At 68.0% G+C, this 15,568-nt stretch carries 13 protein-coding genes; 2 read left to right on the top strand and 11 right to left on the bottom strand.

Features of this window, described 5'->3' with window-relative positions:
- The first annotated feature begins 64 nt into the window (after nucleotides 1–64).
- The gene (locus GSH16_RS05910; RefSeq protein ID WP_160852815.1) at nucleotides 65–1,273 is read left to right on the top strand and encodes a porin; all 1,209 of its coding nucleotides are present in this window, start codon (nucleotides 65–67) and stop codon (nucleotides 1,271–1,273) included.
- Between the two features lie 13 nt (nucleotides 1,274–1,286).
- On the opposite strand, the gene GSH16_RS05905 is transcribed toward GSH16_RS05910, so the two are convergent.
- From GSH16_RS05905 to GSH16_RS05890, 4 genes are read right to left on the bottom strand one after another with little or no spacing between them, the layout of a single operon-like run.
- Complete coding sequence (locus tag GSH16_RS05905; protein WP_160852813.1) at nucleotides 1,287–3,407, bottom strand: hypothetical protein; 2,121 nt, start codon at nucleotides 3,405–3,407, stop codon at nucleotides 1,287–1,289.
- Nucleotides 3,407–6,238: a DUF4159 domain-containing protein gene (locus GSH16_RS05900; RefSeq protein ID WP_160852811.1), complete on the bottom strand. Its 2,832-nt coding sequence runs from the start codon at nucleotides 6,236–6,238 to the stop codon at nucleotides 3,407–3,409. The genes GSH16_RS05905 and GSH16_RS05900 overlap by 1 nt, the downstream gene beginning before the upstream one ends.
- Complete coding sequence (locus tag GSH16_RS05895; protein WP_328803181.1) at nucleotides 6,239–7,156, bottom strand: DUF58 domain-containing protein; 918 nt, start codon at nucleotides 7,154–7,156, stop codon at nucleotides 6,239–6,241. It lies immediately after the preceding gene.
- Complete coding sequence (locus GSH16_RS05890; RefSeq protein WP_407941050.1) at nucleotides 7,153–8,166, bottom strand: AAA family ATPase; 1,014 nt, start codon at nucleotides 8,164–8,166, stop codon at nucleotides 7,153–7,155. Before GSH16_RS05890 ends, GSH16_RS05895 begins: the two co-directional genes overlap by 4 nt.
- A gap of 91 nt (nucleotides 8,167–8,257) precedes the next feature.
- Here GSH16_RS05890 and GSH16_RS05885 point away from each other — a divergent pair, with 91 nt between their 5' ends.
- Complete coding sequence (locus GSH16_RS05885) at nucleotides 8,258–8,902, top strand: DUF1285 domain-containing protein (RefSeq protein WP_160852809.1); 645 nt, start codon at nucleotides 8,258–8,260, stop codon at nucleotides 8,900–8,902.
- A gap of 4 nt (nucleotides 8,903–8,906) precedes the next feature.
- Here GSH16_RS05885 and GSH16_RS05880 read toward each other — a convergent pair whose 3' ends face one another.
- The 7 genes from GSH16_RS05880 to GSH16_RS05850 form a co-directional block, all read right to left on the bottom strand.
- The gene (locus GSH16_RS05880; protein WP_328803180.1) at nucleotides 8,907–9,431 is read right to left on the bottom strand and encodes an RNA pyrophosphohydrolase; all 525 of its coding nucleotides are present in this window, start codon (nucleotides 9,429–9,431) and stop codon (nucleotides 8,907–8,909) included.
- A 10-nt stretch (nucleotides 9,432–9,441) separates the two neighbouring features.
- Nucleotides 9,442–10,770: a S41 family peptidase gene (locus tag GSH16_RS05875; protein ID WP_160852807.1), complete on the bottom strand. Its 1,329-nt coding sequence runs from the start codon at nucleotides 10,768–10,770 to the stop codon at nucleotides 9,442–9,444.
- Nucleotides 10,767–11,942 (bottom strand): murein hydrolase activator EnvC family protein, encoded by a 1,176-nt coding sequence (locus GSH16_RS16070; protein ID WP_160852806.1) that lies wholly within the window; start codon nucleotides 11,940–11,942, stop codon nucleotides 10,767–10,769. The genes GSH16_RS05875 and GSH16_RS16070 overlap by 4 nt, the downstream gene beginning before the upstream one ends.
- Nucleotides 11,939–13,480, bottom strand: coding sequence for a 2,3-bisphosphoglycerate-independent phosphoglycerate mutase (gene gpmI / locus GSH16_RS05865; RefSeq protein WP_160852805.1), 1,542 nt, complete (start codon nucleotides 13,478–13,480; stop codon nucleotides 11,939–11,941). The genes GSH16_RS16070 and gpmI overlap by 4 nt, the downstream gene beginning before the upstream one ends.
- A gap of 100 nt (nucleotides 13,481–13,580) precedes the next feature.
- A complete protein-coding gene (rlmH, locus tag GSH16_RS05860) occupies nucleotides 13,581–14,051 on the bottom strand; it encodes a 23S rRNA (pseudouridine(1915)-N(3))-methyltransferase RlmH (RefSeq protein ID WP_160852804.1) in 471 nt (156 codons plus the stop codon).
- A gap of 9 nt (nucleotides 14,052–14,060) precedes the next feature.
- Complete coding sequence (gene rsfS, locus GSH16_RS05855) at nucleotides 14,061–14,402, bottom strand: ribosome silencing factor (protein WP_235913039.1); 342 nt, start codon at nucleotides 14,400–14,402, stop codon at nucleotides 14,061–14,063.
- Nucleotides 14,403–14,604: 202 nt separating this feature from the next.
- The gene (locus GSH16_RS05850) at nucleotides 14,605–15,546 is read right to left on the bottom strand and encodes a nucleoside hydrolase (protein WP_160852803.1); all 942 of its coding nucleotides are present in this window, start codon (nucleotides 15,544–15,546) and stop codon (nucleotides 14,605–14,607) included.
- Nucleotides 15,547–15,568: the final 22 nt, after the last annotated feature.

Here is a 15,568-nt window from a genome sequence, read left to right as displayed (position 1 = left end):
CCTTGCCCGCCAAGACCCGGAGAGCGACCGGATGTTCGACACACGACCCAGACGCGGACTGCGGATGACCGGCCTTCTGCTGGTCTGCGCATTGGCGCTTCTGCCGGATCGCGTCCGCGCACAGGCCGATGGCGGGGACGGCGACGGCACCGACCTGCCGACAGCGGGCGTCTGGGACAAGATCCCGCGTCCGCGCATCATCGGCTTCACCGAGGACAGCTTCTTTCCCGTCATCCGCTACGAGAATGGCGACCGGTTCATCGAGTTCTACGGCCAGATCAACAAGGGGTTCCTGACCTATAATGACGGGGTCCAGAGCGACCAGTATAATTTCGTCGACAGCGACGTGTCGGGCACGCGCGGCGGCCTGACCTTCCAGGCGCCGCTTACCGATGGCTGGACCAGCGGCGGACGGCTGGAATACGGTCTCGCCCCGTCCAATGCCGGCGACCTGACCCAGCCGCGCGACGGCAATGTCGACCGGGTGGACCCGAAGCTCCGGCATGCCGATGTCTGGGTCCGCAATCCCGACCTTGGCCGGTTCTGGGCCGGTCAGGGCGCCATGGCATCCGATGGCGTGTCGGGGATCGACCTGTCGGGCACCGGCGTGGTGGCCAGCGCACAGGTGAATGACCGGACCGGCGGCCTCTTCTTCCGCCGCTCTGATGACAGCCTGTCGCTGGTGGCGGTCGGGGATGTGTTCACCGATATGGACGGGCTCGGCCGCCGCACGCGGCTGCGCTACGATTCCCCCCGCATCAACGGGTTCGATTTCCGCACCTCGATCGGTCAGGATGTGCTGAACGGCGATGACACGACTGTCTATGACGCGGCCGTCACCTACCGGAAGGTGACGGAACCGCTCATCTACTATGCCGCTGTTGCGGCTTCGAAACCGGGGGACGACTGGTTCCGGCTGAACGGATCGGCCTCGTTCCTGCACACGCCCTCGGGCACCAGCCTGACGATGGCCGCCGGCAATGACCGGTATCGCGACCGGTCGGGGCGGTTCCTCTACCTGAAACTCGGCTATGAACAGGAACTGTTCAGCTTCGGCTCCACCGCCCTGTCGGTGGACGGCTATTTCGGCAATGACATCACGGTTGAGGACTCTAAGAGCCGTTCCTACGCGCTCTCGGCGGTGCAGAATATCGACTATTACAATACCGAGCTTTACGTCTCGCTGCGCTCCTACGATTTTCGCGGACCGCCCGGCAGCGCCGGCTACCAGACCGGCACGGCCTTCCTGACGGGCTTCCGGGTGCGGTTCTGACCGGACCGGCCGGTCAGCGCCCCTCGCGCCGCCATGCCGCCACGCTGAAGAGCGCGAAGAGCAGGAGCGCAAGCCAGCCCGGTGCTAGAGATGTGAGACGGATATCCGTCACCCGGTAAGCATTGCGCTCGGCCAGTCCCATCCAGCCGCGCCCCGCCGCCACCCGTCCCTCGGGCACGGAACGGAGTGCGGGCAGACCGGTCTTTGCAAGCCGGAACGTGCCGCCACGGCTGCCATCCACGAGCGGCGCGAGCAGATCGGGGCTCGCCACCGGATTCTCGAACTCGCGCGGCGCGGACGGGCCCATCGCGGCCACGGTCACCAGATCGCCCTGTTCGACGCGGTAGATACCGTGGGCTTCCGCAGGCACTCGCACCTGCCAGTCGCCGGGTGCGGTCTCCACCATCTGCGCTTCCAGCCGATCGCCGCCCGGCGTGTCTACGGTCACAGGCGGCACGCTTTCCTCCAGCGTGCGGCGGCGCAAGACAAATTCCCCGCCGTCGGCGCGGGCGGTCAGCGCCTCTTCCTCCAGTTCCGGCTCCTTCATCAGCCAGTGGGCCAGACGGCGCAAAAGCTCCGCCTGCGGGCCGCCGCCCTCAAAGCCTCTGCTCCAGAGCCAGGCATGGTCGGAGGCCAGCACCGCGATCCGGCCCGCGCCGGGTCGGTCGAGCACCAGAAGCGGCCGCCCGTCGGGACCGGTCATCACCACCGTGCCGCTCAGCTGTTCCGCCTCGATCAGCCGGAACCATCGGCCCCAGTCCGGACCGGCCACGGTCTGCGCAGCGTCGCTCTCCGTGGTGGCTGCGGTGACCGCCTCGGCCAGATCCCATGTCACCGGATGGCGCGCGCCAAGGTCGCTGATCGCTGGACGGTAGCCTTCCTGCAGCACATTGCCGGTCGGGCGCACCGGCAGGATCGACGCGAGCGGCGTCCGATAGAGGCTCTCCACGCCTGCGAATGCCGGGCCCGAGGCCACGAGCACCGCGCCGCCCTCCTCCACATAGGAGACAATATTGTCGAGATAGGGAGTCGGCAGCACACCACGCCGCCGGTATCGGTCGAAGATGATCAGGTCGAATTCGGTCACCTTCTCGATGAACAGTTCGCGCGTTGGGAAGGCGATGAGCGACAGTTCGAACACCGGCACGCCGTCCTGTTTGCTCGGCGGGCGCAGAATGGTGAAATGCACCAGATCGACCGAGGCATCGGCCTTCAGCAGGTTGCGCCACGTCCGCTCACCCGCATAGGGCTCGCCGGAGACGAGCAACACCCGCAGCCGGTCGCGGATGCCGTTGATCTGCACCACCGCGTCATTGTTGCGCCGGGTCAGTTCCCCCTCGGTCGCGGGCACTGACAGGTGGATGACATTCAGCCCCGCATTGCCCAGTTCCAGTTCCAGTTGCACGCTCTCGCCCTGCGGCACGAGAAACCGTTGCGTCGCGCCGCCGCCCACGGTCACTTCCAGCGGCAGGTCGCTGTCGGGTCCGGGCGCCGGTCCGATCGTCTCGACCCGCAGACCGAGGGTCACCGGCTCGCCGATCACCGCATAGGCGGGCGCGGTTTCCAGCACCAGCCGCCGGTCCCATTCATCCGTCCGGCCGGTCATCAGGTGGTGCACGGGCGCGGGGAACGTAGCGAGCGCATCGGGATCGTGGATCTGCCCGTCGCTCAGGATGATGGCGCCGGCGATCCGGTCGCGCGGCACTTCGGCCATCGCCTCGGCCAGCGCGGACAATAGCCGCGTCCCGCCTTCGGCCGCGCCACCGGCTTCAGCACGAGCATCACCCAGTTCGATCCTGCGGATATCAAGCGGTGCATCGCCGCTGCGAAACGCGTCGAGCGCCGCATCGAGTTGCGGCAGCAGCCCATCGATCTGGCCGGGGCGGATATCGATGCTTTGCGACGAGGAACGGTCGGTGACCACGAAGGCAATGTCGGGCAGCGGCGCGCGGTCCTCCTGCCGCCAGGACGGATTGGCGAGCGCCAGCAGGAGCACGGCCATCCCGAGGCCGCGCAGGGCCCAGCCCGACAGGCCACGCCAGAGCGCCAGAGCCACCCCCAGCGCCGCAAGCCCGACCAGCCCCAGAAGGAGCGGCCATGGCAGGAACGGCGCGAAGGACACGACCCCGTCCATCACTGGCCCAACCGCTCAAGCAGCGCCGGCACATGGACCTGGTCGGATTTGTAGTTGCCGGTCATCACATACATGATGAGGTTCACGCCGAAGCGGAACGAGATCTCCCGCTGGCGCTCCCCGCCGATGCCCCGCCCGACCGGATAGAGCGGCAGCCCGTCCGCGTCGATGGCCCAGGACGATGCCCAGTCATTCGCCCCGATCACCACCGGGCTCACCCCGTCATTGAGGTTCCGGAAAGGCGCGCCTTCGATCTGGCGGGCGGCGGGTGCGGCTTCGATCCAGACCGGCGCGTTGGCATGACGGCCGGGAAAATCCTGCAACAGGTAGAAGGTGCGCGTGAGCACATGGTCCTGCGGCACCGGCTCCAGCGGCGGGATGTCGAGGTCCTGCGCGATCCGCTGCAACACGCGCCCGTTGGGCGTGCCGCCTGCGCCGAACCCGTTGCCGAGCGGTGCGTCCCGCGTGTCGAACAGGATCATTCCGCCGGTGCGCAGGAAGGTGTTGATCTTGGCTGCCGCCGCGTCGGACGGCTGCGCCTGCCCCTCCGATATCGGCCAGTAAAGGAATGGGTAGAGCGCCAGATCATCGGTTTCGGGATCGACCGCCACGGGTGCCGCCGGCTCGACCGCCGTGCGGTAGGCAAGCGTCCGCGACAGGCCCAGAAGCCCTGCCGCGCTTACTGCATCGACCTGCGCGTCGCCGGTGGCGACATAGGCGAGCACCGTGTTGGATGTGGCGAGCAGTGCGGCCTGATCGGCTTCCGACAGGCTGTCCGACTGCGCCAGCGCCATATCCGCCCGACCCAGCGCCAGTGCGGCCAGCCCCGCGATCAGGAGCGGCGCGACCGCCTGCCCCTCACGCGCCATGCGCCCACCGCCGCGGCGCAATCCACCCGACAGGGCAAGAGAGGCCAGAAGATCGGCAAAGAGCGTGCCAAGTGCGATCAGGAGCGCGTAGGGCATGAGAGAGACCTGCGCCGCAGCGCCCAGCCCGCGATAGGCGACACCGGGCAGCGGTGCCTGCAGCGCCAGCTTTGCCCCGTCGCCGAGCAGGTTCACGGCCCGCGCCTGCCCGCCTGCACTATACAGGCCCGGTGGCGCATCGGCCGCGGGCGGTTCGCCCGCAAGCCGCGTCCCGGGCACGCCCGCCAGATCGCCTGCGGGCACCAGCGCGCCGAACCCGTCGAGCACGATCTCCGGCGTCCAGATTCGGGTGTCCCCGTCGAGGTCCGCAGCCGCCCGCCTTCCCGTGGCCGTCAGCGACAGCCGTTCCAGCATCGACAGGAACAGGCCGGAAAGCGGCAGGTTCGACCATTCGGCATTGGCCGTGACATGGAAGAGGATCACCTGACCGTCGCCCATGGCCGTGCCGGTCACCAGCGGCGTTCCATCCTCAAGCGCCGCCATCACCTTGCCCGCCAGATCGGGGTCGGGCTGCGCGACCACCTGACGGGATACGGACACATCAGCCGGCACATCCAGCCCGGCAAAGGGGCTCGTCTCGGGGAAGGGTCGCAAGGCTTTCGGCGCGCCCCAGGACAGGGCGCCGCCAAGGTCGCGCCCGCCGGCACGCAGGCGCACCGGCAAGAGCGGGTCGACACTGCCAGGGCCGCCCTGGCTCGCCGCCAACCGTGGTCCGGCAAACCGCACCAGCTTGCCGCCACCCTCGACCCAGTCGCTAATGAGCACCTGCTCGCCCGCCGACAGCCGCCCGACATCGGCCAGGATCAGCACATCGGGCGCGGCGTTCAGGATGTCGGTCAGCACCCCGTCGATCAGGTCGGCGCTCGGCTCCAGCGCCTTGCGCAGGTAGAAAAGCGGGTCGGTCAGGTTCTGCCCTTCCTGTGCCGCGGCAGCCGACAGGATGCCCACCTTGCGGCGGCGCAGCGTGTCGTCGGCCAGCGCGACGGCGCCCGCGGACGTCACCCCTTCGAGCCGCAGACGGGACACGCGGTTGCGGGTCTCCACCGGCAGGTCGAGCGCGACGGCGACCTCCGTCTCGCCGGGGGCAAATGCTGCGGTCACGGTGGCAAGCCGGCGTTCGGTTCCCGTCGGATCAAGGCCGATAATGGCAACCTGGCGGCTTTCCTCCGGACCCGCTTCGGGGCGCAGAACCGTGGCCGACAGCATCCCGCCATCGAGGGTCGGCGCGGTGAGCGCCCGCAGTTGCGCGCCGGTGCCCACCATCGTCACCGGTCCGAAACGCTGCAATTCGGCGGCCAGCGGCGCAATGCCGTCGCGGGCCAGCCCGTCGGTCAGCCAGAGTGTCTCGAACGCGGGCGTGTCCTCCGGAAGGCCGCGCAGCCAATCTGTGACGGGCGCCGCATCCGGTGCCCAGGGCCGCGGTTCCAGCCCGGCCAGCCGGGTGCGCAGCGCCTCCGCCTCGCCGAGCGGCAGATCGCCCGATGCAGGCGGTCCGGCGGCCACATGGACGAGCGCCACCGGCCGGCCCTCGCTTACCGCGGCGTCGACCGCGACCTCCAGCCGGGCAACCCTGTCGGGCCAGTCGTCGGCGCTGGCCCAGCCACCGTCGACCAGCAGCAAAAGCGGGCCGTCGGCAAGAGTGTCCTCCTGCGGGTTCAGAACCGGCAGGGCGAACCCGATGATCGCAGCGGCCAGCGCCAGCATCCGAAGGGCCAGTAGCCACCAGGGCGTGCGGTCGGGCGTCACTTCGGGGTCGTTCAGCCCCAGAAGCAGCCGCACGCCGGGAAAGATCCGCTCGGCGGGGCGCGGCGGCACGGCACGCAACAGCCACCAGAGCACCGGAAGGGCAAGAAGCCCGGCCAGAAGCCAGGGTGACAGGAAGGCGACGGGACCTAGGCTCAGCATTCAGTCCTGCCCCCCGAGCGCCATGTAGAGCCACAGGAGCGCCTTGCGCGGGCTCTCGGATGTCCGGTGGAACAGGCATTGCCAGCCGGTCCGCCGCGCCACGTCCTGAAGCTCCGCGCGGCGTTGCGCCAACCGCGCCTGATAGGCATCGCGCAGCGCGCGGGCACGCTGCGTTTCGAACCGCACCGATCCGCCAACACTGCGAAAGACCGTGCGGCCATCGAAAGGAAAGGTTTCCTCGCTCTCATCGAGGATCTGCACGAAACAGCCGGACACGCCGCGTTGGGCTGCACTGGCAAGCCCTGCGAACAGCTCGTCCCGTGCGCCCATGAAATCCGACAGGAACACCGCCCGTCCGCCGCGCGGCATCGGCCCGTCTGGCGGACGGCCATAGTCGGGCCGGTCATCGTCCTGCGCGGTCAGCGCCATCGCCATGCGCGACAGTTGCGCCGGTCCCGATCGTGGCGGCAGTGGCGGATCGACGCCCAGAAGCGAGACCCGCTCGCCCGAGCGATTGAGCAGGATCGCCAGCGCCAGTGCGATCAGCCGCGCGCGCTCCGCCTTGCTGCGCGGTGCATCCGCGCTGCGATAGTCCATCGCGCGGGACGGATCGACCCAGAGCGCGACCGTCTGCGCGGCCTGCCATTCCTTTTCGCGGATGAAGAGCCCGTCGGAGCGGGCGGAGCGCCGCCAGTCCACCTGGTCGAGCACGTCGCCCGGCATCGCGTGACGATACTGCCAGAAATCCTCCCCCGGTCCGGCGCGCTTACGTCCGTGCAACCCCATGGAGACCGTCCTTGCCAGCCGTTCGGCCTCGGCCAGAAGCGGCGGCAGAGCGCCCGATACCTGCTCGGCATCCCGGCGCAGCCAGACGGCGCGGCCGGGATGGTCGAGATGGGTCGGACGCGGCGTGCTCACGCGGCGGCCTCGACCCGCAGATGGTCGGCAACGAGCTGGTCGATCACATCCTCGACCGACCGCCCTTCGGCACGTGCGGCGAAGCTGAGCGCCATCCGGTGTTTCAGAACCGGACGGGCCAGCGCGGCCACGTCGCCCGCGTCCGGCACCAGCCGGCCCTCGATCAGGGCGCGGGCACGGCTTGCAAGCATCAACGCCTGCGCGGCACGCGGCCCCGGCCCCCAGCTGACGGCCTCGTCGGTGACGGCGGCGCTGTCGGGTGTTCCGGGCCGGGCGGCGCGGACCAGATCGAGGATCGCCTCGACCACCGCATCGCCGACCGGCATCCGGCGCACCAGCGCCTGCATGCCCATCAACTCGCCCGCATCCAGCACACCCGTCACATCCGCATCCGTGGCGCCTGTCGTTGCCAGAATGATGTCGCGCTCCGCCGCGCGGTCGGGGAAATCCACGTCGATCTGGACAAGAAACCGGTCCAGCTGAGCTTCGGGCAGCGGATATGTGCCTTCCTGTTCGATCGGGTTCTGCGTCGCAAGAACATGGAACGGCCGCGCAAGCGGGCGCTGCGCCCCGGCGATTGTCACCTGACCTTCCTGCATCGCCTGCAGGAGCGCCGACTGGGTGCGCGGGCTGGCGCGGTTGATCTCGTCCGCCATCAGAAGCTGGCAGAAGACCGGACCCTCGATGAATTTGAATGCACGGCTGCCATCCTTGCCGGTCTCCAGCACTTCGGCCCCGAGAATATCGGCCGGCATAAGATCCGGCGTGAACTGCACCCGCTTGCTGTCGAGGCCGAGCACCGTGCCCAGCGTATCCACCAGCCGGGTCTTTGCCAGCCCCGGTGCGCCGACGAGCAACCCGTGCCCGCCGCACAGAAGAGCGATCAGGCTCAGGTCGAGAACCCTGTCCTGCCCGATGATCCTGCGCGACAGCATTTCCCGCGCATCGCGCAGGCGCTGCCCTGCCGCTTCGATGGTTGCGACCGGGTCGTCCTGCTCAATCTCACTCACGCGTATGTTCCTCCCTTTGCCCGTGCCTTGCCGGGACTCACCCGCTATTCTTGCGCAAAGCAGGGGCCAGCGCCAAGGAAAGCACAGCACCATGTCGGGGAAAACTCAGAACTTCGTGACGCCGAAGAGTGATCCGGCCGCGGAAACAGGCGGAACGGACCGCGCCGCCGGACTGGCCGAGGCCGCCAGCACCGCGCAGGCCAAGGGTCGTGGCCTGCCGCCGGTGCACCTGTGGAACCCGCCCTTCTGCGGGGATCTCGACATGCGGATCGCGCGCGACGGCACCTGGTTTTATCAGGGCACGCCGATCGGTCGGAAACGCATGGTGCGGCTCTTCTCTACCATCCTGCGGCGCGACGGCGACGATTACTTCCTTGTGACACCGGTGGAGAAAGTCGGCATCACGGTCGATGACGCGCCCTTCGTCGCGGTGGATTTCACAGTTGAAGATCCCGGTCCGGACCAGCGCCTGACATTCGAGACGAATGTCGGCGACCATGTCACGCTGGACGCGGACCACCCGCTCCGTCTGGCGGAAGATCCGGAGACGGGCGAGCCGTCGCCCTATGTTGAGGTACGCGCGCGGCTAGAGGCGCTCATTGACCGGAAAAGTTTCGTGCGGCTCGCCGATATCGGGACGGTGGAACAGATGGACGGGCAGGACTGGTTCGGGCTGCGCTCATCCGGCCGGTTCTTTCCGCTGATGCCGGCCGACCGGCTCGACCTGCCGGGCTGACCGGTCAGCGCCGGACTGGCCCCGCGGCCAGATCATCGCCCAGCGCGTCGAAGACGGACCGGTAGAGCGCGCGTTTGAACGGCACGATCGCCGCAACCAGATCGTCGGGCGTCATCCATTGCCAGCGGGAAAACTCCGGCACCTCCGTCGCGATGTCGATCAAGCTGTCCGGCCCGTCGAAATCCATCAGGAACCATTTCTGCTCCTGTCCGCGATAGCGGCCTTTCCAGAGCTTGCCGACAAGCTCCCGCGGCAGGTCGTAGCGGAGCCAGTCGGGCGTCTCGGCGGTGACCCGCACCGCATGGGGGGCCAGACCTGTTTCCTCTGCCAGTTCGCGCAGGGCCGCGGTTTGCGGGGCCTCGCCCGGATCGATCCCGCCCTGCGGCATCTGCCAGGCCGGCCCGGGATTGTCGATCCGCTGGCCGGCGAAGATCAGGCCGTCGGGATTGCGCAGCACCACGCCCACGCAGGGGCGGTAGGGCAAGGCCGCATAGGCGGCCTCGCTCGGTGTTTGACCGGAACCGGGCACGGGTGCGCGCTCAGTCCCGTTCCAGAACCCGCAGGCCCTTGATGATGTCGAGCGCATAGGCGAGCTGGTAATCCTCCTCGCGCCGCTCGGCGATCTCTTCCTGCTCGGCCCGTTCCTCTTCGAGCTGCTTGCGCTCGTCTTCGGTCAGGGAGTCGTTGCCAAGCGCCCCGCGCAGATCGGCCTCCGACCGCAGTTCGGGCAGATCGCCCTCCTCGATCGCATCCGGATCGCGGAACCGCTGCTCCACCAGAATGTCAGGCGCGACGCCCAGCGCCTGGATGGACCGGCCCGACGGCGTGTAGTAGCGCGCCGTCGTCAGGCGCATCGCGCCACCGCCCTGCAGCGGCACGATGGTCTGAACGGAACCCTTGCCGAAGCTCGGCGTGCCGACAACGATGCCGCGCTGGTGGTCCTGAAGCGCGCCCGCAACGATCTCCGATGCGGAAGCCGACCCGCCATTGATGAGCACGACAACCGGCTTGCCCTCGGCCAGATCGCCCGGCGTGGCATTGTAGCGTTCGCTGTCGCCTGCATTGCGACCACGGGTCGAGACGACCTCGCCAGCATCGAGGAACGCGTCGGAGACAAGGATCGCCTGATTCAGCAGACCGCCGGGGTTGTTGCGCAGGTCGAGCACGAAACCGCCCACCTGCTCCATACCGCCCAGTTCGGCCACCTGTTCGGCGATCTCCTCTTCGAGATTGTCGAACGTCTGTTCGGTGAAACTGGAGATGCGCAGCACAACCGTGTCGCCGACGACCCGCGAGCGCACCGCAGCCACCTTGATGACGTCGCGCACGATGGTGAGCACGATGGGTTCGTCCTCATCCTCGCGGGCGATGGTGATCTCGATATCGGAACCAACCGGCCCGCGCATCAGATCGACGGATTCGTCGAGCGTCAGGCCCAGAAGCGGCTCGCCATCCACATGGGTGATGAAGTCGCCGGCCAGAACACCGGCCTCGGCCGCCGGCGTGTCATCGATCGGAGAGACGACCTTGACGAAACCGTTCTCCTGCGTGACCTCGATCCCGAGTCCGCCGAACTCGCCGCTCGTCTCCACCCGCATATCGTCGAAATCCTGCGGCGGCAAATAGCTCGAATGCGGGTCGAGCGCGTTCAGCATCCCGTTGATGGCGCTTTCGATCAGGTCGGCCTCGTCCACATCCTCGACATAACCCGAGCGCACCCGCTCGAAAATGTCGCCGAACAGGTCAAGCTGCTCGTAGGTGGACCGTTTCTCCTCGGCTTCCTGTGCAACCAGCGGTGCCGCCAGTTGCGTTGTCACCAGAACGCCGGCCGCCACGCCACCGACCGCTGCCATCAAACTCTTCTTCATTCGGCTTTCCCTTGCTGTTCGGACGGGTCCGTTTCGGACAGGGCGAACCAGTCTGCCGGGTCCACCGCCTCGCCGCGCTGCCTGACCTCTATATAAAGCGTTTCCTGAAATGTCCCGCCAGTCCCGTCTGTCGCCTCGATCAAAAATTCATCAGCTTGCGGCGCCTGACCGCCGAGCGCACCGACCGGATCGCCCCCGCGCACCACGTCGCCTTCGCGCAGGTAAAGCTGGTCGAGACCGGCCAGCACGAGGAGCAGATCGGCATGCGGCTCAAGAATTGCGACGAGCCCGTAATCGAGAAACGGCCCCGCATAACGTACGGTCGCATCGACAGGCGCGGTCACGACCGACAGCGGCGGCGCGCGCAGCACAAGACCGGGCCGTTCGATCCCGGCCGCGTCCGCATCTCCAAAGGCCCGCAGCACAGAACCCGCAACCGGCGGGGGCAGGCGTCCATCGGCGGTGAGCGGGTCCGATCCGGGCGCCGCGTCAGCCAGACCGGCCGCGACCAGCGACGCGGCAAACGCGTCAAGCGAGGCGCTGTCCTCGGCCATCTGCGCCATCCGCGCGGAACTGTCGGCATAGCGCGGCGGCAGGTCACCCGACCGTTCGAGGGCCGCGGCCAATTGCGCCCGCACCTGTTCGATCCCGTCCAGACCGATGCGCAAATCCTCTTGCAAAAGCCGCTGCTCCGCCTGCAGTTCTGCCAGCCGGCGTGTCGCGGTCGCCAGCGCCTCGGCCTCGCGGCGCAGGCCGGGCAGGATCTCGCTGACGATCATCGCCGCGCGGGCGGTCGCCAATGCGCCTTCGGGATGGATGAGCGTATCGGGCTCGCGCACCCGCTCCATGCGCCCCAACATGTCGAGAAGCCGGTCCCGCGCTTCCGCGCGTTCCGCCAACTGCCCGCTCAAAGCCTGCTCGGCCACCGATGTGCGCCGGATCGCATCGCGCAGAGCGACGAGCGCGGTCTCGTAGGCTCGGGCCGCCGCGGCAAGCGCCTGTCCGCGATTGGCCGCGGACCGCGCATCCGCAAGCGCGGCGGCCGCGTTGCGAATGAGTGCGGCGGCTCGGGCCGTGTCCCCCGCAGAACCAGAAGGCGTCTGGGCCGCAACAAACGACCCGACGGTCAGCGCCAGCGCCGCCAGCAGGGGAAGGGCAAGGCGACCGGTCACGCGCCAGCAACATCCCCGTCGAGAAGCGACCGGCCGGTCATCTCGGCAGGCTGCGGCAGGCCCATCAGGGCCAGAAGGGTCGGCGCCAGATCGCCCAGATTGCCACCGTCGCGCAGCTTGGCGCCGTCCGGACCGCCGACCAGCACCACCGGCACCGGATTGAGCGTATGCGCCGTGTGCGGCCCGCCGGTTTCGGGATCGACCATCACCTCGCAATTGCCATGATCCGCCGTGAGCAGCATCGCGCCACCCACCTCCTCGAGCGCTTCGAGCGCCGCACCGACACCCTCATCCACGGCCGCACAGGCCGCCATCGCGGCTTCCAGACTGCCGGTGTGGCCGACCATGTCGGGATTGGCGAAATTCACGACGATCAGGTCATAGGCGCCGCCGCGGATCGCGGAGACGAGCTTGTCGGTCACCTCGCCGGCCGACATTTCGGGCTGCAGGTCATAGGTCCGCACTTTCGGAGAGGGCGCCATGTAGCGGTCCTCGCCGGGATAGGGTGTCTCCACCCCGCCATTGAGGAAGAAGGTGACGTGCGGGTATTTCTCGGTCTCCGCGAGCCGCAACTGCGTGCGCCCCTGCGCCGAGACATAGGCCCCGAGCGTGTTGACGATTTCCTCGGGCGGAAACATCACGCCCATCAGTTCGGCATGGCGCGTGGAATATTCCACCAGACCACAGGCCGCCGCGAAGTCGGGGCGCGGGCCGGTGTCATAGCCATCAAATTCCGGATCGAGCAGGGCCGACAGGATCTCCCGCGCGCGGTCGGCGCGGAAATTGCCGAAGACGATCCCGTCCCCGTCCGAAGCGCCCGCATAGCCGCCGATCACGGTCGGCTCGACAAATTCGTCCGTGTCGCCATTGGCATAGGCCGCCTCGATGGCGGCCCGGGCGCTGTCAGCGCTGTTGCCGTCACCCTTCAGGATCGCGGCTGCGGCCCGGCTGACCCGGTCCCAGCGATTGTCGCGATCCATCGCGTAGAACCGGCCGCTGACCGTTGAAATCGTGGCACCGTCGGGCAGCGCCGCCTCCAGCTCTGCCACCTGGTCGAGCGCGGATTTCGGGGCCACGTCCCGCCCGTCGAGAAACGCATGCACGGCCACCGGCACGCCTGCATCTGCGATCACCTGTGCCAGCCGCGCGATGTGGCGCTGGTGCGAATGGACGCCGCCCGGAGAGACCAGCCCGGCCAGATGGGCCGTGCCGCCCGTGTCCTTCAGCCTGTCGATCACCTGCCCCAGCGCATCATTTTCGTCAAACGACCCGTCCTCGATCGCGCGGTCGATCCGCGGCAGGGTCATCCAGACCACGCGCCCCGCCCCGATATTGGTATGGCCGACCTCGCTGTTGCCCATCTGGCCCTCCGGCAGGCCGACATTGTTGCCCTGCGCATGCAGCGTGGCATTGGGACAGTCGCGCATGATCCGGTCGAAATTGGGCGTGTCGGCAAGCGCGACGGCATTGTCCTCGCGCCGGTCGCTCAGGCCCCAGCCATCGAGAATGCACAGAACGACGGGTTTCGGGTGGGTCACGCGGCTCTCCTTGCGGGGAATTGGACAGGCTGCCCCGTTCTAGGCGCGGCTCGGGCGCGGTGCAAGGCGCGGCGCGGCCCGCCCGCAACGGGTTGCCGGTTCACCCCCGGTGATACGGAGCGCCGGCAAGGATCGACGACGCCCGGTAGAGCTGTTCGCTCAGCATCACGCGGGCCAGCATATGCGGCCAGACCATCTTGCCGAAGGACAGGAGCATATCGCAGCGCGCCCGCAATTCAGGATCGAGCCCGTCCGCACCGCCGATCAGGAAGACAAGGTCGCGTTGCCCGGCATCGCGCCAGTCGGCGATGCGGGTGGCGAAGTCCGGCGATGTCAGGAGTTTGCCGCGCTCATCAAGCCCGACCAGCGCCGCGCCCTGCGGGACCGCCCGGTCCAGAAGCGCGCCCTCGGCGGCGCGGCCGCCACCCTTGCGGTCCTCGACCTCGCGCACCTCGGCCGGGCCAAGGCCCAGCGCGCGCCCGCTGCGGTCAAAGCGGGTCAGGTAGTCATCGATCAGGTCCTTTTCGGGACCGGCGCGCAACCGCCCGACGGCCAGTATGGTCACGCGCATCGGATCCGGTCAGTCCTGCTGGCCGGTCCGTTTGACCTGTTCGTCCACCGACAGCCACATCTTTTCGAGCTGGTAGAACTCGCGCACTTCCGGACGGAAGACATGGACGACCGCGTCGCCGCAGTCGATCAGGACCCAGTCGCCCTGGTCCTTGCCTTCCATACGGCACAGGATGCCGGCTTCGGCCTTGAGCGTGTCGACCAGATGTTCGGCAATCGCGCCGACCTGACGCGACGAACGGCCCGACGCGATGATCATCGTGTCGGCCATTTCGGATTTGCCACGAAGGTCGATGGCCACGACATCTTCGGCCTTGTCGTCTTCCAGCGATGTCAGGATGAGGCGGCGCAGCGTTGCGCTGTCGGTTTCGGTCCGGCCAGTCCCTGCCGCGGGTGCCGGATCGGGAGCGGAATGGTCCGCATCGAGTCGTTCTGACAGAACGTTTTCCTCCTATGAAGGCACCGGAACAGCCCGGTGCTGGTGGGATCAGGGTATCACAGCATTTATGACCGTCTCAAGACGGGTCAAGACGTGACGCGCCGCCCCACGGGAATCACAGCGTGGCAAGCCGCTCGGTCAAGAGCGCGAAGAAGCCCGCATCGTCGAGATCGCGCACATAGGTCGCGTTCGGCGCACGGTCGGTGACACCCCACCAGTCGACCACGGTCATGCCCATGGTCAGTTCCGATCCGGTCTCGATTTCCACGTTCACATGGCGGTGGGTGTAAAGCTCAGGCTGCAAGAGCCAGGCAATCACGTTCGGATCATGCAGGGGGCCGCCATCGGTGCCGTATTTGGCCTCGTCGAACCGCTCGAAAAAGTCGAGCAGTTCGGCCGTGGCGGTGCCAACCGGCGTGCCGAGTGAACGAAACGCCTCCACCCGGTCGCGCGACGTGAGCGCGCGATGGGTCACGTCGAGCGGGAAGACCGTGATCGGAACCCCGCTGGCAAAGACCGTCTTGGCCGCGTGCGGATCGACATAGATGTTGAACTCCGCCGCCGGGGTCGTGTTGCCGCCCTCGAAACAGCCGCCGCCCATCAGGACGATCTCGCGGATGCGCGGCGCAATGTCGGGCGCCTGAATGAGTGCGAGCGCCACATTGGTAAGCGGACCAAGCGCGCAGAGCGTGACGCTGCCTTCGGGTTCGGCGCGCAGCGTGTCGATGATGAAATCAACCGCGCCCTGCGCCTGCAACGGCATGGTCGGGTCCGGCAGGTCCGGTCCGTCGAGTCCGGTCTTTCCGTGCACATATTCCGCGGTGACGAGCGGACGCATGAGCGGGCGGGCGGCACCGGCAAAGACCTTCATGTCCGGCCGGCCGGCCAGTTCGCAGATCATCCGCGCGTTTTTCTGGGTGAGCGCCAGCGGCACATTGCCCGCGACAGCCGTGATCCCCAGCACCTCCAGTTCGGGCGAGGCCAGCGCGAGCAGGATCGCGACCGCATCATCCTGCCCCGGGTCGGTGTCGATGATGATCTTGCGTGTCTGGCTCATGGGGCGGCTCCTGAATTTCCGG

This window comes from Oceanomicrobium pacificus (assembly GCF_009833495.1).
Taxonomy (GTDB): Bacteria; Pseudomonadota; Alphaproteobacteria; order Rhodobacterales; family Rhodobacteraceae; genus Oceanomicrobium; species Oceanomicrobium pacificus.
The sequence above is the reverse complement of the archived record's forward strand: the minus strand, read 5'-3'. Positions and strand labels throughout refer to the sequence as shown.

Excerpts from the sequence above, each read along its gene's own strand:
- GSH16_RS05910 (WP_160852815.1), top strand. The coding sequence starts at position 65 with ATGACCGGCCTTCTGCTGGTCTGCGCATTGGCGCTTCTGCCGGATCGC.
- GSH16_RS05905 (WP_160852813.1), bottom strand. The coding sequence starts at position 3,407 with ATGGACGGGGTCGTGTCCTTCGCGCCGTTCCTGCCATGGCCGCTCCTT.
- GSH16_RS05900 (WP_160852811.1), bottom strand. The coding sequence starts at position 6,238 with ATGCTGAGCCTAGGTCCCGTCGCCTTCCTGTCACCCTGGCTTCTGGCC.
- GSH16_RS05885 (WP_160852809.1), top strand. The coding sequence starts at position 8,258 with ATGTCGGGGAAAACTCAGAACTTCGTGACGCCGAAGAGTGATCCGGCC.
- GSH16_RS05875 (WP_160852807.1), bottom strand. The coding sequence starts at position 10,770 with ATGAAGAAGAGTTTGATGGCAGCGGTCGGTGGCGTGGCGGCCGGCGTT.
- rlmH (WP_160852804.1), bottom strand. The coding sequence starts at position 14,051 with ATGCGCGTGACCATACTGGCCGTCGGGCGGTTGCGCGCCGGTCCCGAA.
- GSH16_RS05850 (WP_160852803.1), bottom strand. The coding sequence starts at position 15,546 with ATGAGCCAGACACGCAAGATCATCATCGACACCGACCCGGGGCAGGAT.